Genomic DNA, 20,081 nt, shown 5'->3' with positions numbered 1-20,081 from the left:
AAAGGATTCTCGGCCCGTAGCCACAGCGTTCGCGCGCTGTGCGACGGGCAAGGCGGATGGTTCCATCGAATAAGACCCCCGCATCGAAAATCCCACACAAAAAAAGATTCGGCCGTCGCGGCCGTATCGGAGGAGATTACGCATGTCACGTTTCGCATCCTGCAAGCGCTGGGCCGTGTTGGGCGCCGCCACCCTTGCGCTGAGCCTGAGCGCGCCGGTTTGGGCCGAGCAGTACACCGTCGCCTTCGTACCCAAGCTGGTCGGCATTCCCTACTTCGCGGCCATGAAAAAAGGCATGGACAAGGCCGGCGAAAAGTTCGGCATGAAGATCGTCTACCAAGGCCCGAGCACGGCGGACGTGGCGCAGCAAGTCAATATCGTGTCCAGCCTGATCAACCAGGGCGTGGACGCGGTCGGCGTGGCCGCCAACAGCCCGACCGCCTTCGGGCCGATGGTCGAGAAGGCGCGCAAGAAACATATCGTGTTCTATTCCACCGACTCGCAGGTGGCCGCCGAGGGCAACCAGCTACGCGTCTCCCAGGTCAACGACAAAGCGCTCGGCTACAAGGTGATCGATGTGCTGGCCAAGCAGCTCAAGGCCCAGAAAGGGCAGGCGGAGGGCCAGAAATCGTACAAGATCGCCTTCGTCTCGGGCGGCTCCACGGCCACCAACCTGAACACATGGATCAAGTTCATGAAGCAACGTCTCAAGAACAAGTATCCGAACATCGAGCTGGTGGACATCCAGTACGGCGGCGAGGACGTGACCCGGGCAACCAATATCACCAACCAGCTGATCTCGGCCTATCCGGATCTGGACGGCATCGTCGGCATTAACACGACCGCCGTGCCGGGCGCGGCCCAAGCGGTGCTGACCTCGGGCAAGAAAGGCCAGATCGTGGTCACCGGCATCACCGATCCGAACACCGTCCGGCCGTACGTGATAAACGGCACGGTCAAGAAGGTGGTGCTGTGGAACCCGGTCGATCTGGGTTATCTGACCGGTTGGGGCGTGAAGCAGATCTTGGAAGGCAAGTCGTTCAAGCCGGTCAACGACGTGCCGGGGCTCGACCACAAGATCAAGTACGATCCACAAACTAAAACCTTGCTACTCGGCCCGCCGATGGTGATCGACAAGTCCAAAATTCAACTGGATTTCTGATCGTTTGTACCCGGCCGGTGCACGGGCGCCGGCCGGCGTGCAAGCCACGAGGGCCAAGATGGCGAGCTTTGAATTGCGCGGCGTGGGCAAGCGCTTTGGTGGCGTGCGCGCGCTGGACGACATCGATATCCGCTTCGAATCGGGCCGCGTGCATGCGCTGCTCGGCGAGAACGGCGCCGGCAAGTCCACGCTGATCAAGATTCTTACCGGCGCGATCGCGCCCACCGGCGGCGAGATCCGCGTGGACGAGAGCACGGTCGCGATCGACTCGCCGCGCCGGGCGCAGGAACTCGGGATCGCGGCCGTCTACCAGGAGCCTACCGTCTATCCGCACATGACGGTTCGGGAAAACTTGTTCATGGGCCAGGAGTTGCGTGGCAAGGCCGGCATACTCGACAAGCGCGCCATGACCGCCGCCGCCACGCCGCTGCTGGAACGGCTGCGCCTGGAGCCGTCGATCCTGTCGCGGCGCATGTCGAGCCTGTCGATCGGCTATCAGCAGTTGGTGCTGATCACCCAGGCATTGCTGCGCGAGACACGCCTGCTGATCTTCGACGAACCGACCTCGATCTTGTCTCGCGAGGAAACCGCGCGTCTGTTCCAGATCATCGGCGAGCTGCGTGCGGCCGGCACGGCCATCGTCTATATCACCCACCGCATGGAAGAAGTACATCAGATCGCCGACGAGGTGACCGTGCTGACCAACGGCCAGCGCCGCGGCACCTACGCCATCGCCGATATCTCCACCGGGCAGATGCTGTCGCTGATGACCGGCGGCCACGGTACAGCCGTGGAACGCGATGCCGATACCCGAACGGCATCCGGCACACGCCGGCCGATGCTCGAGGTCGAGCATCTGAGCGTGGACGGTTACTGCGACGATATCAGCTGGCAATTGCCCGCCGGCTGCGTCACCGGCCTGTACGGTCTGGTCGGTTCCGGCCGCTCCGAGGCCGCGCTGGCGCTTTACGGGCATCTACGGCCGAGCGCGGGCACCGTGAAGCTCGACGGCGCGCCCATCCGTCCGCGCCATCCGGCGCAGGCGATCAAGCTGGGGCTCGGCTATCTGCCGGAGGATCGCCAATTCCAAGGCGTGTTCCTCGACAAGTCGCTGGAACAGAACCTGACCTCGAACGCCTTACCGGGCTTCTCGAAGGCCTTCGACCTGCTCGATCTGGCCGGCATGCGGCGCTTCACCACCGATTTGATGTCGCGCTACAACATCAAGGCGCCGGATGCCGAGACATCGATCGACGCGCTGTCCGGCGGCAATCAACAAAAAGGGCTGTTCTCGCGCTGGGCGAATCTGCCGCTCAAGGCATTGATTCTGGACGAGCCGACCCGCGGCATCGATATCGGCGCCAAGGAGGAAATTCACCGCTTCGTACGCCGCCTGGCCGATCGCGGCATGGCGGTGGGCATGATTTCCTCGGATCTGGATGAAGTACTGGCGGTGGCCGATCGTATCATCGTCATGCGCGAGGGCCAGATCGCCGAGACCTTCGAACACGGCCCGTTCACCGCCGAGACCGTGCTGGCCACGGCCATCGGCTCGGCATCGGCCGGCGACAAGCCGCTCGCCGACGAGGCATGCTGATGGCGACGAACGCATCGATAAGCTGGCCGGGCTGGGTCAATATCTCGGCCCGCGAGTTGCTGCTGATCGTCGGCGTGATCGTGATCACGGCCGGCATCGCGATCGGCTCGCACGGCAACTTCTGGGCCGCGTCGAACCTGACCAACCTGATGATCAGCACCGCGATCACGCTGGTGCCGGCGGTCGGCATGACCGTGATCATCCTCACCGGCGGCATCGATGTCTCGGTCGGCTCCATGCTCGGGCTGGTCGCGGTGGCCGGCGGCACCGCCTTCGAACACGGCGTCGGCCTGGCCGCGGCCACGCCGGTATTTCTCGCCGCCGGCGCGATCCTCGGCTTCGTCAACGGCGCGCTGATCACCTACGGCCGCGTGCCGCCGGTGATCGCCACACTCGGCACCTTGAGCGTGTACCGCGCGGCCGCCTTCATCTTCCTCGGCAACCACTGGATCACCATGATCCCGCCGACGGTTACCGGGACCATGGTGCTGACCCAACCGCTCGGCGTCCCGGTGGCGGTGTGGATTTCGCTGATCGTGCTGGTGATTTGCATGATCTTTCTCGCCCGGCTGCCGCGCGGCCGGCATATCTTCGCCATCGGCAACAACGAGAACGCCGCCCGGCTCAACGGTATTCCGGTCGAGCGCATCAAGCTCGCCGCCTATACGCTGACCGGCGTGCTGGTCGGCATCGCCGCGCTGATGAGCCTGGGCCACAGCCCGATGGTGCAGACCACCACCGGCACCGGCTTCGAGCTGACCGTGATCGCGGCCGTGGTGCTCGGCGGCACCGAACTGACCGGCGGGCGCGGCTCGCTGCTCGGCACCCTGCTCGGCGCGATTCTCGTCGGCCTGGTCCAGAACGGCGTGGTGCTTTTGCATATTCAGCCGTTTTGGTCCGGCGTGGTGCTCGGCGTGATCATTCTCGTATCGGTGGGCTCGGCCACCGTGCGGCGCAGCGAGGACTAAAGGGCCCATGAATCGCATCGACTGGACCGGCCGGGCGCCGGTGCTCATCGCCATCAGCGCCATCACCTTGATCGGCGTGACCATCGGCGCGCCGGAAATCTGGAGCGTGAACAACCTGTTCGCCATGGGCGTGCTGGCGGTCGAGATCGGTATCATCGCGCTCGGCCAGACGTTCGTGATCAATGCCGGCGGCATCGATCTGTCGGTGGGCGCGATCTTCGCCCTAGCCCAGGTCACGATGGGTCTGGCGATGGTGGCCGGCGTGCCCTGGCCGCTCGCGGTCGCGCTCGGGCTGTGCGTCGGGCTGCTCTGCGGCTTGATCAATGGGCTGGCGACGGTCTGGCTGCGGGTGCCGGCGATCATCGTCACGCTGGCGACCATGTTCGCCTTCAACGGCCTGGCGCTGGTCATCACCGACGGCATCGACGTCAGCGGCTTCCCCGAAGGCTTCTACGTGCTCGGCCAGGGCAGATTCTTCAGCGTACCGCTGCAGATCATCGCGATCTACCTGCCGCTGCTGATCGTGCTGGCGATCGTGCAGTGGCGTACCCGCTTCGGCCGATTGGTGCATCTGACCGGCACCAATGCGCTCGCCGCCCGGCTCACCGGCATCCGCATCGGGCGTGTACAGATCGCCACTTTCGTGATCGCCGGCGTGCTCGCGGCTCTCGCCGGCGCGGTCAATGCTTCGCGCCTGACCACGGCGCGCCCCAACGCCGGCGAGGTCGACAACCTGATCAGCATCGCGATCGTGGTGCTGGGCGGCTCGTCCATCTTCGGCGGCAAGGGCTCGGTGATCGGCACCGCGCTCGCCACCCTGGTCATTGCGCTGGTCAACTACGGCTTGAGCTTCAACAACCTAAACGCGGTCTATCAGTCCGGCCTGATCGGGCTGATCCTGATCGCGGCGGTGCTGATGCAGAACATTATGCTGCGCCTGCAGCAGCGTCGGACGGCGGCAGCCGGTTAGCGCTCCGCTTAGAAGCCCCATAGCCCCCTCACGCCTTCTTCGCTAAAAAAGCGCATACGTGTCCTGAGAGACTTGGCGTATGAAACGCATTGTCCGAAAAAATAAACACTTACCAAAAATCAATTGAAATAAATCGCATCAGGAAAATTTTTCTGATAATAAATAGCCCCGATGCCGCCAAGGCCATTGGTACGGTAGGCTTCGGGCTCGGGCCGGGGTATGGTTCGAAAAATAAGAAATGCGCATTGAAGCCTATTTGATAGGGGCTTCTGACAGGTTTGGGGGATACCGATGCGACTATTATCGAAATCGAGTAGCATCCTAGTAGCGGGGTCTACGCACCGCGGGTTTAAAAAGTCACGCGGCGGCTGCGCGCTTCATGCCATTGGCCTATTATTTACGCTGGCCGTACCGTTTTCGGCAGCGCAAGCAGACTGCGCGAGCTGGTTTGGGGACACCGGTGCGGTACCCGGCAAAGATAATTGTGAAATTAAATGTAGTGTCGCATCAGTCGGCTTGGGAACCTATTTCTGCCCGGCAAAATGTGCCTCTTTCTGTGCAGCTCCTCCGCCCCAAAACGGGAACAAGGCCAAGGCACTGGGCAGTTGCCAAAGCGGCAGCGCTTTTGCTGGCGATCCGATCAATATCGCCACCGGCAATACGTTCGAGCGCGTCACCGACTATACCCCGGGCGATAAGCAGGATCCGGCGTTCCAGCGTTTCTACAATAGCGACGCGGCTGATCAAAAAGCCCATATGGGTGCGCACTGGCGTAATACGTTCAGCGCTTCGATAATACGCGACGGCGATCAGGCGACTGTTTACCGCCCAGACGGCCAAGTACTGATCTTCACACAATCAGGCGACCAGTGGGCCGCAGATGAGGATATCACCGCGACGCTCGATAGTATCGGCGACATCGACGCCTCGGAGGGCTGGCGCTATCACACGCCGCACAACACTGTAGAAACTTACGACGCCCAAGGACATCTGACTCAAATCGTTTCCCCGGGCCGTTATCGTTGGTCGCTCGCCTATAATAGTAATGGGTGGCTTACGAGTGTAACCTCCGCCAGTGGTCGCGTGTTGCAATTTCAACACGATGCGCAAGGCCGCATCATCAGCGTGACGCTTCCTGGCGGGCAGGCCATTCAGTACAGTTACGGCGATGCCGACAACTTGATTCGGGTGGCTTATCCGGCCGGTAGTGGGCAGACGTCCATTGCTTATCGCTACGACAATAGCGAGTATCCGCACGCCCTTACCGGCTTGGTCGATGCCAACGGCGCGACTTACGCAAGTTGGCAATACGACGATGAGGGCCGCGCTATAGCCAGCATGCATTCGGACGGTGCCGACAAAACGCAGCTTGCTTATAGTGACGATACCACCACCGTGACGAACGCGCTCGGCCGGCAGACCGTCTATTTCTTCGATGTCGTTCAAGGCGTGCCGCGGGTGACCGATATAAAAGGGCTGCCGACGGCCACATGTGCGGGCGCCAATCAAGCTTATAGCTATACCGGCGAGGGTTGGATTGCCTCGGCTACCGACTGGGACGGGCATCAAACGAACTACGCCTACAACGCCCGCGGCTTGCAGATCCGCCGTACTGAAGCCGCGGGAACTCCCGAAGAACGCACGGTCACCACCCGATGGAGCCCGGATTTTCGGCGTCCGACAGACATTGACGCGCCCGGCCGGACGATTCACCTTGCTTACGATAGCGATCAGCGGCTTATCCGGCAGACGCTTACCGATACGACCACGGGCGCGACGCGTGTCTGGTCCTACACTTACATGCCCGACAGTGACGGCCAGCCGGGCCGATTGCATACTGTGGACGGCCCACGAACCGACGTCAGCGATATAACGATGTTTGCCTACGATGCGCGGGGCAGTCTCGCAAGCATCACAGACGCGATGGGCCATACCACGCGGATCACCGATCACGATGCCAGCGGACGGCCGTTGGCGCTCGTTGACGCTAACGGCGTCACCACGACGCTTGCCTACGATGCACGCGGGCGACTGATCAGCCGCAACCGTGCCGGTAACACGCTGCAGTTAAGCTATGACGCGGCCGGCAACCTGGTTCGTATCGATCGCGCCGATGGGAGCTATTTGCGCTTTGCCTATGACGATGCGCATCGTCTGATCCGTATCACCAACGGCCGCGGTGACCACGTCGACTACACGCTTGACGCCGCCGGCAACCGTATTAAAACGGCCGTGCACGATGCCGATGGAACGCTCGCCTATCAGCACCGCCGGACATTCGATGCCTTGAGCCGCTTGTTGCAATCGCTGGGCGCCGCAAACCAGATAGTCTCCTACGGCTATGATGCCAACGGCAACCGGGTCAGCGTCACCGATCCAAGAGGCCATCAGACCACCTATGCCTACGACGCCCTCGACCGCCTGGTCCAGACCACCGATCCGTTGGGCGGCATCACCCGGCGACACTACAACGCCCAGGATCGGGTGACCCGGATCACCGACGCCCGCGGCAACGCCACGCAATACACCTACAACGGCCTGGGGGATTTGACCGGCATCGCGAGCCCGGATCGTGGCGAGATCGCCTATGTGTACGATCGCGCCGGCAACCCGATCCAACGCACCGACGCCAACGGGAGCGTGACCGAGTACCGCTACGACGCGCTCAATCGCTTAACGAACGTAAGTTACAAGGGCTATCGGGGCCCGGATCGCAGCTATAGCTATGACGACCCCGAAGTCCCGAACGGGATCGGCCGGTTAACCGGCATGACCGATTCGGCCGGCCACACCACGCTGGGCTACGACCGCCAAGGCCACATTACGACGCTCACGCGCGTCATCCACGACATTGCCCCGAGCACGATTTATCTTTACGGAGCGCCGGAGCCGAAGACGGTCTATCACGTGCACGCCGCCTACGACAGCGCCGGCCATCTCACGCAGCACACCTACCCCAGTGGCCGTCAGGTGCGCTACCGCTACAACGCGAACGGACGCCTATCTGCGGTCGTGCTCGAAAACCACGGCCATATCAAGACCCTGGCCAGCGACATCACCCATGCGCCGTTCGGCGGCCTGACCGGCCTGGTGTACGGCAATGGCCTACAGCTTACCCGGCGTTATGACAACGACGGACAACTCACAAAATGGCAGGTGCACGGCATCATCGATGATCGCTACGCCTACGATCCTGCCGGCAACCGCAAATCCCGAACCGAGGCCAGCGGTGCCGAGATCGACTATAGCTACGACGCCTTGAACCGGCTAACCGGCGCCACAGGGGCCGGCTTCGCCCTGCACTATGCCTATGACGCGCTCGGCAACCGCGTCCAATCCAGCCGGGGCGACGAGCACCGCAGCTATACCATCGCCCCGGAGAGTAACCGTTTGCAGTCCATTCAGGGCGCCGACACGACCCAGCTGCGCTACAACAGCGCCGGCCTTCTCACCGACTACGGCCCGTTCTTACTCGAATACGACGCGACTCATCGGCTGGTCTTTGCTTTTACCCCGATCTATGGCCAAGTGTGGACATATGGCGCCTCCGAGGACGCGGAGAGCGCAGCCCCGGCAACCGAGGCTGATTCGGGCACTATGGCCACCTACGCCTACGGTGCCATGGGGCATCGCGTGGCCAAGCTCGTCAACGGCGTCACCCAGCACTTCATCCATGGCCCACGAGGCCATTTGCTGGGTGTCTACCGGGCCGATGGCACCCCCGAGCGAGAGCTGGTGTGGCTACAAGATACCTTGCTGGCCGTCATTCACAATGGCCAAGCCTATTATGTGCACACCAACCCGGTGGGCGCGCCGGTGGCGGTTACCGACGCCGCCCAGAAGATCGTATGGCGTTGGCGGCCTACGCCGTTCGGCCGCGGGGCGGTCGACAATGATCCGGACGGCGACGGGCGGACATTCACGCTGCGACAGCGTCTGCCGGGCCAATACGCCGATTCCGGGACAGGCTTTTATTCGAACGGCTTTCGGAACTACGATCCCGAAACAGGCCGGTATCTGGAACCCGACCCAATGGGGTTGGTCGGGGGGATTAATCCATACCGCTATGTGGGTGATAATCCGCTACAATATATCGATCCGTTGGGGTTGTGGCAGCTCACAATAGCCGGCGGAATCGGTTACGGTGGATTAGTAACCATTGGAAATAATGGGGGACAATGGAGCGTTGGCGGCTATATCGGTGTTGGTGAGGGATTTTCTGTTAGCCTAGATCCGCAAGACTCGGGAGTCCATGCTTCTGGTTTTGAGCCAGGAAATAGAGGAGAAGGTGTAATAGGCTTAGGCCCAAATGTGCATGCTTTCACGAACGTGGGTCCAAGTCATTCTTTTGCTGGAATATCGGGTTCTGTTCCTGGTACGCCCCTCGAACTGGGGGCCTCCGTGAAGAACGGACATGCGGTACCTCCTGACTATAGCTTTGGCTTCGGTGAAAGCGGATTTATTGGCACCGGCGGTAATTTTTACTTTAATCCGCCATCGCCTGAAGTTAATCCATCGCTACCAGGAAGCCTTTGTAAATAGGTTTTAGTGCGCCAATCAGTAAAAAGGCCTCGTAAGATGTGGCTTATACTGCGAGTTTTTGTAGTGGCCGGAGTGGCATGGGAAATTGCTTCCTTTTCACCGAGTACTTCTAATATAAGTTGGATTGCTTGCGGAATAATTTCTTCTGCTACTGGAATAGGGCTGTTTATATGGCTCATGAATATAAAAAATCGTAATATTACTGATTGGTCCAAACCATTCTCTGTCATGAAGCCATTCTTTCCTATGAATAAGAACCCTGTTCAGTTTTGGTTGCTAACAGCAATTTCTTTATTTTTAGGAGGACTGGCCGCCTTCTTGAAGGAAATTGTATCGGATAGGCAGCAAGCAGCCTTTGGAGCAACTTTTCTTTTTATGGGTATCGCCATATTTCTGGCGTTATTCGCTGCCAAAAAGTTTAGCATTGATCGGAACTGAATCTGTACCGGATCGGTCTAGAACAAGGCTATGTCTGCATTGAGTGTTGATATTGTTCTCCGTGGGCAGCGGCCAGCACGCTATGCGGCGTGATGGCATCGCCGAGGGCGTCGAGCATCCGATGCCACCCGAGATAGTTCGCCAGATAGCGCGTGGCCACGCCGTGGAAGCGTTCCATCCAGCCTTTCCATCGGCTGTGATGGCGTTGACGTTCGGGAATATGGGGACAGTATACGTATTTGAATACGCGAAGTATCAGAAGACGAAGAGCAGTCTTTACCCGCCTTCACTCGCTGACCGGCCAGAATTATTGAGTTATTCATGAATTAAATATACTGTTCCCATGTTTCCGGCCTGATTCTGATCGCGGCGGTGTTGATGCAGAACATCATGCTGCGACTGCAGTAACGCCGGGCCGCCGCCGGCTAACGTGTTCCCGATTCCTCGCACGCCGACGATACGCTACGCCCCATCTGCTCTTGTTCTCGCGACCCGAGAAGCTTCGAGCAGGCTTGTCGCCCCGAAGCCGGCATCGGCTGCGGAGCTACCGGCGCTGCGCGATTCAAACCAGAAGAACCCGGCCGCCAATCCGAGGCAGGCAAAAACCAGTACTGTCATCTCTAGAGAAACACGATCCAACAGAAAACCGAACAAGGACGCGCCGGCCGTCTGTCCAACGGCAATGGTCAAAAACCCGACCATGAGACCCGTCGCCGGCCGATGCGGCAGTGCCGACGTGCCCCAGACGAGATAGACCCCAGTCAGCATGACGTAGGCCGCGCCGAACAAGGCGCCCCCGGCCAACGTCAGCGCCGGGCTCGTAAACGACAATCCGACGATGGCGATACTCGCAGCCAGCACGACAAGAAATAGCCGGTGGACGGCATTGAGCCCGAAACGCGCCACCAGCCAGCCGGCCCCGGCGCCGAATACGCCGGCGGCACCGATCGCAATCCACAGCAGACCGATGTCTCGAGTCGACCAGCCGAGCCGCATCGAGGTGATTTCGCCACCGAAGGACCAAATCGCGGTGCTCGACGCCCCCATGAAAAACGAGGCGCCGACCAGACGAATCAAATTGGCGTCCAGCGTTGGCCGTCGGCCTCGGCGGTTATCCGGTCGCTCTTGGCCCGTGCCGGACGGCAACCAAACGAGCGCCATCACGGCCAGCGCAAAGGCGGCGCCGGCAAAAAACAGGAAAACCGTTCGCCATTCATGCCCCATGACCAACGCCACCGGGCCGGACAAGGCGACACCGGCGCTCGTACCGGCATTGATCACGGTATTCGTCGCGTTCCGGCGGGCCTTGGCTACCGCATGCGCCACGGCATCCGCCATCGGCGGCGATGCCAGCCCGGTACTCGCGCCGGCCATCACCACAAAGACCGCCAGGCACATAGGTGACGGGGAAGCCGCAATTCCGAGCATGCCCAGGCCCGCCACCAACGCTGCGGCAACCGCAACAGCGCGGGCTCCGACGCGCTCCGACATACGTGCCGACACAACGATCGCCACGCAATAGGCGAAAAACGCGCCACCCGAAATGACGCCGGCCAGCGTCGGGGACAGCGCCAGATCCTCGCGTATCTGGGGTAGAAACAGGCCGAACGCGAATCGCGCAAAGCCGTAGCAGACAGCAATGAGGCCGAACCCCGTTGCGCCCACGCGCACGGCCGGCTTCATCGCGGCGTCCTGGCTGCGATGAGTCGACCGGCACATGCCCCGGCCGCGTCGATGACCGCGGTACCGCGGTACGTCGCCGCGGTCGTCGCGCCTTCGAAAAGCGCCAGAATCTGATCGGTAAGCTCGTCGTCGGCGACGCCGGTCTCGTGCGCGACCAAGTCCGCAATGAGTGCATGCAGCCGTACGTGATAAGCGGCCACGGCCGTTTCTATTTCCGGCGTCTTGCCGCCGGTTTCCGCATGGACGCGAAAGAACAGACAACCACGCGCGCCTTCTTGTTCGATCCAGCCCTTCAGCGAGGCGAAGAGCGCGCTCGTGCTGCCGGAATCGCTGCCGCTAAGTCGCACACCGTCTAAGGCGTGTTAACGCGCCCTAATAGATCAACCGCTCACCCAGCGCCGCCAGACGCTCAATCCAGGCGGGATCGGGCGCTTCGTCGGTCACCACCACATCGATGGCGTCCAACGCGCTGATCTGCACCAGGGCGTTGCGGTCGAACTTGGTGTGATCGACCAGCAGCGCGGTACGCCGTGCATGCGCCATCATCACCCGTTTAATCTGGGCCTCGTCGAGATTGGATTCGAGCACACCGGCTTCGGCGTGCAACGCCTTGCAGCCGATCAGCGCCCAATCGACATTGAAACGCGCCAGCGATTCCTCGGCCAGGCCGCCGACGAACGCCAGCGATTTCTTGCGCAGTTCGCCGCTGACCGTGATCAGCGCATGCGGGCTGTCGGCGCCGGCGGCCGCCAAACGCAGCGAATTGCTGATCAATTGCAGGTCGGCCTTGGCGCCCAGCGGGCCGATCATTTCGCAGACCGTGGAGCTGGAATCGAGCATCAGCGTATCGCCGTCGGCGATCAGTTCGGCGGCCTTGTGCGCGATGCGCTGCTTGGCCGGCCGATTGACGGCCTCGCGCGTCAGATACGGTAGATCCTGACCGCGCTCGATAATCGCCACCGCGCCGCCGTGGGTGCGTTCGAGCCGGCCCTCGGCCTCGAGTTTTTCCAAATCGCGACGGACGGTCTCGCGGGTGACGCCGAATCGCCCGGCCAAGTCGGCCACGCCAACCTTGCCATCGGCGATCAACACATCGAGGATTTTTTGTTTTCGTTCCGCGGGCAGCATCATCCCCACACGTCAGTGCCGAACAAGCGGCGGTGGCAGCCGCCGACGGGCAGTATAACCGGCGCCACCGTCTACGCCCGCCGGCGCAGGCGCGGGCCGCGCAACAAGGCGCGCGCGGCGGCGAGATCGTCTGCCGCGCCGAGCGCGATCAGCTGCATCAGCACGTTGCCGTAGGCCGAGGCCTCGACGTGGCCGTGGCGCAGCGGTTTGCCGCTGGCCTCGACGATGCACTCGCACAGCAGCGGATCCTGACTGCCGCCACCGCTGACGTGGATCGCCCCGACGCGGTGACCGAATACGTGTTCCAGCGTGCCGACTCCGGCCGCGATCTGGTCGGCCAGCCCGCGATAGATGGCAAGCGCGTATTCGCCGAGCGTGGCCGGCCGCGCCTGCCCGCGGCCATCGCAGAAATCGTCGATCGCGGCCATCATGTCGTCCGGCGCGAAGAACCGCCGATCGGTGGGGTCGATACGCATCGACACCGGCAACCCGGCCGATCTTGCCGCTCGCGCCTCGGCCGTGATCGCGGAGAAAGCCGGGCCCTCGCCGTGACGCCGGCCCCAGGCCTCGCGCAGCACCTGGATAAGATACAACCCGTTGATATTGGTGATCAGGCGATGGGTGCCACAGACGCCGCCTTCGTTGCCGAAGCCGTGGGCGAGCGTGCGCGCATCGCGGGTCGGCGTGGCGGTCTCCACGCCCAGCAGCGACCACGAGCCCAGAATGAGAAACGCATCGTCGGCCGCCAGATCCAGCCCGGCGACCGCGCTGGCCGTGTCGTGAGCGCCGACCGCCACCACCGGCGTGGCGTAGCCGTCCGCGGCCCGTAGCGCGGAGCGCAGCACGCCGCAGATATCGCCCGGCGCGACCACCGTTCGGAACAATTGGCGTGGCAGCCCGAGTTCGTCGATGAGATCGTAGTGCCAATCGCCGCGCACCGTGTCGAACAGGCCGGTGGTGGTCGCCAGCGTGTATTCGCTGTGACGCTCGCCGGTCAACCAGGCCGAGAACAGATCGGCCATGAGCAGCAGGCTGTCCGCCGCGGCCAGCCGCTCCGGGCGGCGGGCGGCGAGATCGATAAGCTGGAAGACCGTGTTCAATTCCAGCCGCTGGGCGCCGGTCCGGCGATGCATTTCGTCCAGCGACAACACCCCGCGCGCGAGGCCGCGGCTGCCATGACCGTTGCGGTAATGCAGCGGCGGCGCCAGCACGTCGCCATCGGCGTCGAACAGGCCGAAATCCACGCCCCAGGAGTCGATACCGATGGCCTGAACGGGGCCGAGCGCCTGCGCCGCGCGCAGACCCGCTTCCAGACCGCCGTAAAGCGCATCCAGATCCCAGCAAGTCTGGCCGTCGTCGTCGACCACCGTGGCCGTATCGAAACGGTGGACTTCTTCGAGCGTCAATCCGGCCGTGGTCAGCCGACCGAGCATGGCCCGGCCGCTGCCGGCGCCGAAATCGAACGCCAGACAGTGAACAGGCTCGCGCGACATGGCAACACCGGAATGGGCCGATAATCCTCGACGCTACGCTCTGCGGCACTCCATAACAACATGAACAAAAGTATTATCTTTTTTTATGTTGCTAACTAATCTATATTAGCGGTATTCGCCAACTAAAACAAAATACGGCGACCCCGTACACAACCGAGAGCTATCCATGGCGCCATCGACCGACGAACAAGTGCTACGCGAACACATCTGCGCCATCGGCCAGCGCCTGTATCAACGCGAGATGGGGGCCGCCAACGACGGCAATATCTCGGTCAAGCTCGACGACGAGCGCCTGCTGTGCTCGCCGACCGGGGTGTCCAAAGGCTTCATGACGCCGGACATGATCTGCCTGATCGACACCGACGGCCAACTGCTGGCCGACGGCGGCACCAAGCCGTCCTCGGAGATCCGCGTGCATCTGCACGTCTACCGGCAGCGCCCGGACGTGAACGCGGTTGTGCATGCGCATCCGCTGTATGCCACGGTGCATGCGATCTGCGGCAAACCGTTGACCAAGCAGATCATGCCCGAATCGACCATCCTGCTCGGCGAGGTGCCGATCGCGCCCTACGGCACGCCCTCGACCATGGACCTGCCCAATTCGATCACCGATTACCTGCAAACCCACGACGCACTGCTGCTGGAAAACCACGGCGCGCTGGCGTACGGCGCCGATCTCGACAACGCCCACTTCAAGATGGAAGCCCTCGACTACTACGCCAAGGTGGTCTACCTCGCCTCCCAGTACGGCGGCGCCCATGAATTCAGCCCGAGCGAAATCGACAAGCTGATCGAATTGCGCAAGAACCGCTTCAAACTGCCCGGCCGGCATCCCCTGGTCGACGGCCGTGGCTGAGTCGGCCACGGCCGGTTTCAGCCGACACCGTAGCCGCCGTCCACGGCCAACGTCACACCGGTAATGAACGCCGCCGCGGGCGACGCCAAAAAGGCCGCCGCGCCCACCAGATCTTCGGTTTCGCCCCAGCGCTGGATCGCCGACCGGCGCAGCACGGCCGCATTGAAATCCGGGTCCTCCTTCTGCGCATGGGTCATATCGGTGTCGATATAACCCGGCGCGATCGCATTGACCCGAATCCCATCCTCGGCATAAGCCTGCGCCAGCGATCGCGTGAGTTGAACCACGCCGCCCTTGCTGGCGCAGTAGCCCGGTACCTCGGCGTCGCCGAAATAACTCAGCATCGAGGCGATATTGACGATGCTGGCCGCGTCGCCGTGGTCGCGCTTCAAATGCGCCCGGGCGGCCATGCATACGCGGGCCGTGCCGTTCAGGTTGATGTCGATCACGTCCAGACAGACATCGATGTCGTGCTCCCGGTGCGGCCGCGCCACGCCGGCCGCGTTGATGACGACATCCACCCGCGATTGCGCGGCGAAGTAATCGCCGACCGCCTGTGTGTCGCGCACGTCGAGCCGTTGGAAGACGATATCGTGATTGGGCGGGTCTCCGGCCGCGGTCCGCAGCTTGTCCGGATTCGAGCCGGCCGCTTCGACCCCGGCGCCGAGATCGCGAAATCCACGCGCCAGTTCGAGACCGATGCCGCTGCTGCCGCCGACCACCAGCACCCGTTGCCCGTTGAACGCATCCGATCGCATCAGTTCGGTTATTCGTGTCATCTCGCCGCCTTTATATGGTGATTGGTTTTCCGACTCAGTTCGTCGATACATTCGACGAGATCTTCTGCTGTCAGAGTGGGCAAACGCAGGACCCGGGCCACGCCATCCGGCCAATCGGGGCCGTCGCGATCGTCCGGAGCGAGCACGATCACCCGCATGCCCGCGGCCACCCCGGCCGTGGCGCCGGCGGCGCTGTCTTCAACGACAATGCAATGCTCCGGCGATACACCGAGCAGCCAGGCGGCCCGCAGATACGGCTCGGCGGCCGGCTTGCCCTCGCGCACGTCATTGCGGCTGACCGTGATCTGATCCGGCCGCTGCAGCCCGGCCGCGGCCAGGTTCGCCTGCACGATCAGGCGATCGGAGTTCGAGACGATCGCCTGGGCCCGGCCTCGCTCGGCCAGACTGCGATATGCGCCAATCGGCGCGGCATGGGGCACGATTCCGGGGGCGCGTTTCAGATAATGGCGATACTTCGCCTCGCTCCATTCATCGAAGGAGCCGTCGTAACCGAGCTCCCGACACTGCATATAGGTCGCAAAGGCGGGCAGGCCGATGACCTTTTGCTGAAACCCGGCGGGCGCTTGAATGCCGCGCGCCGAGAGCAGCCGCTCGATCGCCGCGTGATGCAGCGGCTCGCTATCGACCAGCGTGCCGTCCAGATCCCAGAGCACCGTGGCCGGCTCAGGCATGTCCCGCTCCCCGGCCGCTGTCCGATTCAAGGACCGTTTCATCGAGCGCGTCGAGCATGTCGTAGAACGGCCCGCCGGCATCGCGGAGCTGATCGAACACTCCCCGCATGCGCTCGTAGCGCTCGGCCCAGACCGGGTCCGGCTCGACCACATGGGCGAAGTGCACGAAGGCCTCGGCCGCCGACGCCGGTGTTTCATGCCGGCCGAGCGCCGCCGCCAGAATCGCCGTGCTCCCGATCACACTGCATTCCGGCGATTCGGGCACCCGGATCGGACAGCCATAGGCGCTGGCCTTGATCTGCAGCCACAGATCGGATTTCGCGCCGCCGCCGGCCGCGGTCATCTGCTTCAGCCCGGTGTCGCCCCGGCGCATCAGACCGACATTGCCGGCGGCCGCGAACGCGACGCCTTCCAGAATTGCACGATGCAGGTGGGCCAGCCCGTGTTCGGCGGTCAACCCGAAAAAACCGGCGCGCGAATTCCGCCGCGCGCCGAGCCGCTCGCCGGTCAGATACGGCAGGAAGAACAATCCTCTGGATCCAGCCGGCGCCGCAGCGGCTCGCCGTGTGACCTGCTCATAACTCAGTTCGTTGTCGTGAAAGGCCCGTCGCGCCCAGCGGACGGCGTCGCCGCCGGAGTCCAACAGCGCGAACGCGCCCCAGCCGCCATCGACCGTCGCGACGTTGCTCACGCGGGAATCGAGCACCGGATGCTCGCCATGCACCGTTACGATGGTCGACGTACCGGTCACGTCCGATCCGGCCCCGGGCGAATGAACGCCTGAGCCCAACAACGCCGCCGGAAAATCGGCGGCTCCGGCGGCCACCGGCAGCCCTGCCGGCAATCCGGTCGCCAAAGCGGCCTCTTTCGTCACCTGCCCCAGCACATCCAGCGGCGAACGGATCGGCGGCAGAATATCGGCCGGCACCCCCAGCAGCGCCGCCACATCATGCGACCAGCTACGGGTCGCGCTGTCCATCAGGAAGCTGGCCGAGGCCTCGGTCCAATCGGTCGCGCGCACGCCGGTCAACCGATAATTGATGTAATCCTTGGGCATGAGCAACGTCGCGCTACGCGCCAACACTTCGGGCTCGTGACGGGCGAACCACTGCAGCTTGAAGCCCTGCCATGCCGGCGTCGGCGGATTGGCCACGCATTGCATCACCGCGTCGATGTCGTGCTCGCGCTCGAAGGCGGCGACCAGTTCGGCGGTTCGCTTGTCGTTCCATAGGGGCACGCTGTCGCGCACCGGTTCACCCTCGGCATCAATCAGAACCGTGCCATGCATCTGCCCGGTCGCCACCACGCCGATCAGCCGCTCGGCCGCCCCGGGCTCCGCCTCCAGCAGTTCGCGGGCGGTATGAACCACGCCGTCCCACCAGTCGGCCGGCCGCTGTTCCGACCAGCCGTACTGCGGCACGATCTGTTCGTACTCGCGGGCCCGGATCGCCACGATCCGGCCGGTATCGTCGACCAGCGCGCAGCGCACACTGCCCGTGCCGACATCGATGACGAAACTCAGATCCGGCCGATTCATCGCTTGCCTCCCGATCCGCGACAGCTTATTAATGTGGCAACAAAACAGCCGAAAGATCGGCTGTTTTCAACGCCCCGCCAAATCCAGGCCGGCGCATGTCCGGCCTGGATTTGGCAAGGCTTCGCGGCTTGACGCCGCGGCGGCCCGCTTACGCGGTCCGCTTTATTAAGCCGATGGCCGTTCATCTATTTTGATGCCGGCTTAATAATGTCGGGCGCGATACAGGCGCGCCTGTAGCATGATCGCGATCAGGATGATCACCCCCATAACCACTTCCTGGTCATAACCGGAGATGTTCATCAGATTCATGATGTTCCCGATGACACCGAAGACGAGCACGCCGATCAACGTATTGAACACCGTGCCTTTGCCCCCGGTCAGGCTGGCGCCGCCGATGACCACGGCCGCGATCACATCGAGTTCGGCACCGACCCCGATCGAGGCCGAGCCCACGCCGGCGCGACTGGCGCTGATGATGCCGGCCAAGGCCGCCAGCGCGCCGGATAGCAGATACACGGCGAAGGTGTAGTAGCGAACCCGCACGCCGGACAAGTGCACCGCCTGCTCGTTGCTGCCGATCGCCGTGATCACCCGGCCGAAGCGCATATATTTGTGAACGACACCGGCAGCCACGAACATCGCCAGCATCAGCCAGACCGGATAGGGCACGCCGAACAGATAGCCGCTGCCGAAATGGAGCAGCGCCATGCCGTTGTCGGACACCATGATCGGCCGCCCGTCGGAAATGATCAGTGAGACCCCGCGGGCGATGCTCATCATCGCGAGCGTGACGATGAAGGACGGCAGACGCATGAAGGCCACGCCGAACCCGGAGACCGCGCCCAGCAGCGCGCCACTGCCAATGGTCAGGGGTATGGCGACCGCGAGCGGGAAATACTGCAAAAGGATGGCTGAAACAACGCTGCCCAGGGCCAGGATCGCGCCCACGGACAAATCGATGCCGCGGGTGAGAATGACAAACAACATGCCAATGCTCATCAAGCCGATGCCGGCCGTCTGCCGCATCACGTTGCCGATGTTATGCACCGAAAGAAACGAGTCGGAAGCGAAACTGGCGCCGATGATCAGCACCACGAAGATCAGCAGCGTGCTGTAGTCGCGCAGGAAGCGCGACAGCCGCGGAGGCAACCCGTGGCCTCGCCGGTCGTCGGGTTTGGCGGATCGCTGGGTGATCGTGCTCATTGCATGATGTCCTCAGGCTCTTCGACCGTCGCGTCGCGGCGAAGAGATAAGGTAAGGATGTTCTCGCCGGTGAATTCGTCGGGCATGAGTTCGCCGCGCAGGCGCCCGCCTCCCATCACCAGGATTCGGTCGCATAGCCCCATCAACTCCTCGCTTTCACTGGATATGACAAGAATCGCTTTACCGTTCTGCGCCATTTTCTGAATCAGCGCGTAGATCTCGCTCTTGCCGCCCACGTCGACGCCGCGCGTCGGCTCGTCGAGAATCACGATTTCGCTGTCGGTGTGGAACCACTTGGCGAGCACCACTTTCTGTTGATTGCCGCCGGACAAATTGGCGACTTCTAAGCGGCTGTCCGTGGTCTTGATCGCGAGTTCGCCGATCAACGCATCGGAGATCTCGCGTTCGAAGGTTTCGCGGATCCAGCCGAAAAGCCGGGTCACCGAACCCATGTGCGCCATCGTGACGTTGGCGTGCAACGCCATATCGAGCACCGCGCCCTGCGCCTTGCGATCTTCCGGCACCAAGCCGATACCGCTGTGCACGGCTTCCTGCGGATGGCGAATGCAAACGGGACGCCCCTTGACGCGGATCTCGCCCGCGGTGGGCCGGTCCGCTCCGAAGATCAGGCGGACCAACTCGGTGCGCCCACTGCCGACCAAGCCGCCGAGACCGACGATCTCGCCGGCCCGCAGGCTCAGCGAAACATCCTCGACCACCCCGGCGCGCGACAACCCCGCCACCCGTAGCAGCTCATCGCCCACGACGTTCTCGCGCGGCGGAAACATCGCGGTCAGACGGCGCCCGACCATGAGCCGGACCAAGCCGTCGACATCGGCGTCGGCCGGGGCGAGCGTCTGCACCTTGTGCCCGTCCTTGAGCACGGTAATTCGATCGGCGCAGCGAAAAATCTCGTCGAGCCGATGGGATATATAGACGATCGATACGCCCCGCGTGGCTAGATCGCGCACGATATCGAGCAGACGCCGCGCATCGTCCGGCCCCAGAACCGCGGTCGGCTCGTCCAGCACCA

At 62.8% G+C, this 20,081-nt stretch carries 17 protein-coding genes; 7 read left to right on the top strand and 10 right to left on the bottom strand.

From position 1 onward, the window contains the following. Positions 1-142 precede the first annotated feature (142 nt). From VFJ08_RS01990 to VFJ08_RS01965, 6 genes are all read left to right on the top strand, one after another. Entirely contained in the window at positions 143-1,162 is a 1,020-nt protein-coding gene (locus tag VFJ08_RS01990; protein ID WP_324994617.1) for an autoinducer 2 ABC transporter substrate-binding protein, read from the top strand. 58 nt (positions 1,163-1,220) lie between these two features. Then, a complete protein-coding gene (locus tag VFJ08_RS01985) occupies positions 1,221-2,759 on the top strand; it encodes a sugar ABC transporter ATP-binding protein (protein ID WP_324994615.1) in 1,539 nt (512 codons plus the stop codon). Continuing rightward, positions 2,759-3,727 (top strand): ABC transporter permease, encoded by a 969-nt coding sequence (locus VFJ08_RS01980; protein WP_324994613.1) that lies wholly within the window; start codon positions 2,759-2,761, stop codon positions 3,725-3,727. The genes VFJ08_RS01985 and VFJ08_RS01980 overlap by 1 nt, the downstream gene beginning before the upstream one ends. A gap of 7 nt (positions 3,728-3,734) precedes the next feature. Continuing rightward, positions 3,735-4,697 carry an ABC transporter permease gene (locus VFJ08_RS01975; RefSeq protein WP_324994611.1) on the top strand — a complete coding sequence of 321 codons (963 nt, stop codon included), beginning with the start codon at positions 3,735-3,737 and terminating at the stop codon, positions 4,695-4,697. 516 nt (positions 4,698-5,213) lie between these two features. Then, a complete protein-coding gene (locus tag VFJ08_RS01970; protein WP_324994609.1) occupies positions 5,214-9,239 on the top strand; it encodes an RHS repeat-associated core domain-containing protein in 4,026 nt (1,341 codons plus the stop codon). 63 nt (positions 9,240-9,302) lie between these two features. Next, a complete protein-coding gene (locus VFJ08_RS01965) occupies positions 9,303-9,677 on the top strand; it encodes a hypothetical protein (RefSeq protein ID WP_324994607.1) in 375 nt (124 codons plus the stop codon). A gap of 28 nt (positions 9,678-9,705) precedes the next feature. Here VFJ08_RS01965 and VFJ08_RS01960 read toward each other — a convergent pair whose 3' ends face one another. From VFJ08_RS01960 to VFJ08_RS01940, 5 genes are all read right to left on the bottom strand, one after another. Next, positions 9,706-9,855, bottom strand: coding sequence for a hypothetical protein (locus tag VFJ08_RS01960; RefSeq protein ID WP_414707032.1), 150 nt, complete (start codon positions 9,853-9,855; stop codon positions 9,706-9,708). A gap of 284 nt (positions 9,856-10,139) precedes the next feature. After that, positions 10,140-11,360 carry an MFS transporter gene (locus tag VFJ08_RS01955; protein WP_349256931.1) on the bottom strand — a complete coding sequence of 407 codons (1,221 nt, stop codon included), beginning with the start codon at positions 11,358-11,360 and terminating at the stop codon, positions 10,140-10,142. After that, on the bottom strand, positions 11,357-11,707 hold the full coding sequence (locus tag VFJ08_RS01950) for a hypothetical protein (protein WP_324994604.1): 351 nt from the start codon (positions 11,705-11,707) through the stop codon (positions 11,357-11,359). Before VFJ08_RS01950 ends, VFJ08_RS01955 begins: the two co-directional genes overlap by 4 nt. A 25-nt stretch (positions 11,708-11,732) precedes the next feature. Further along, on the bottom strand, positions 11,733-12,491 hold the full coding sequence (locus VFJ08_RS01945; protein WP_324994602.1) for a DeoR/GlpR family DNA-binding transcription regulator: 759 nt from the start codon (positions 12,489-12,491) through the stop codon (positions 11,733-11,735). Positions 12,492-12,559: 68 nt separating this feature from the next. Then, positions 12,560-13,981 (bottom strand): rhamnulokinase, encoded by a 1,422-nt coding sequence (locus tag VFJ08_RS01940; RefSeq protein ID WP_324994600.1) that lies wholly within the window; start codon positions 13,979-13,981, stop codon positions 12,560-12,562. A 166-nt stretch (positions 13,982-14,147) separates the two neighbouring features. Here VFJ08_RS01940 and VFJ08_RS01935 point away from each other — a divergent pair, with 166 nt between their 5' ends. Further along, positions 14,148-14,837, top strand: coding sequence for a class II aldolase/adducin family protein (locus VFJ08_RS01935; protein ID WP_324994598.1), 690 nt, complete (start codon positions 14,148-14,150; stop codon positions 14,835-14,837). A gap of 17 nt (positions 14,838-14,854) precedes the next feature. On the opposite strand, the gene VFJ08_RS01930 is transcribed toward VFJ08_RS01935, so the two are convergent. From VFJ08_RS01930 to VFJ08_RS01910, 5 genes are all read right to left on the bottom strand, one after another. After that, a complete protein-coding gene (locus VFJ08_RS01930; protein ID WP_324994597.1) occupies positions 14,855-15,616 on the bottom strand; it encodes an SDR family NAD(P)-dependent oxidoreductase in 762 nt (253 codons plus the stop codon). Next, complete coding sequence (locus VFJ08_RS01925) at positions 15,613-16,308, bottom strand: HAD family phosphatase (protein WP_324994594.1); 696 nt, start codon at positions 16,306-16,308, stop codon at positions 15,613-15,615. Before VFJ08_RS01925 ends, VFJ08_RS01930 begins: the two co-directional genes overlap by 4 nt. Beyond that, positions 16,301-17,845 carry a xylulokinase gene (locus tag VFJ08_RS01920; protein WP_324994592.1) on the bottom strand — a complete coding sequence of 515 codons (1,545 nt, stop codon included), beginning with the start codon at positions 17,843-17,845 and terminating at the stop codon, positions 16,301-16,303. The genes VFJ08_RS01925 and VFJ08_RS01920 overlap by 8 nt, the downstream gene beginning before the upstream one ends. Positions 17,846-18,046: 201 nt before the next feature. Further along, positions 18,047-19,048 carry an ABC transporter permease gene (locus tag VFJ08_RS01915; protein WP_324994590.1) on the bottom strand — a complete coding sequence of 334 codons (1,002 nt, stop codon included), beginning with the start codon at positions 19,046-19,048 and terminating at the stop codon, positions 18,047-18,049. After that, on the bottom strand, positions 19,045-20,081 hold a 1,037-nt coding region (locus VFJ08_RS01910), incomplete at its 5' end, for a sugar ABC transporter ATP-binding protein (protein WP_324994588.1). The genes VFJ08_RS01910 and VFJ08_RS01915, both read right to left, overlap by 4 nt.

It is taken from the genome of Salinisphaera sp. (genome assembly GCF_035690525.1).
Classification (GTDB): Bacteria; Pseudomonadota; Gammaproteobacteria; order Nevskiales; family Salinisphaeraceae; genus Salinisphaera.
The sequence above is the reverse complement of the archived record's forward strand: the minus strand, read 5'-3'. Positions and strand labels throughout refer to the sequence as shown.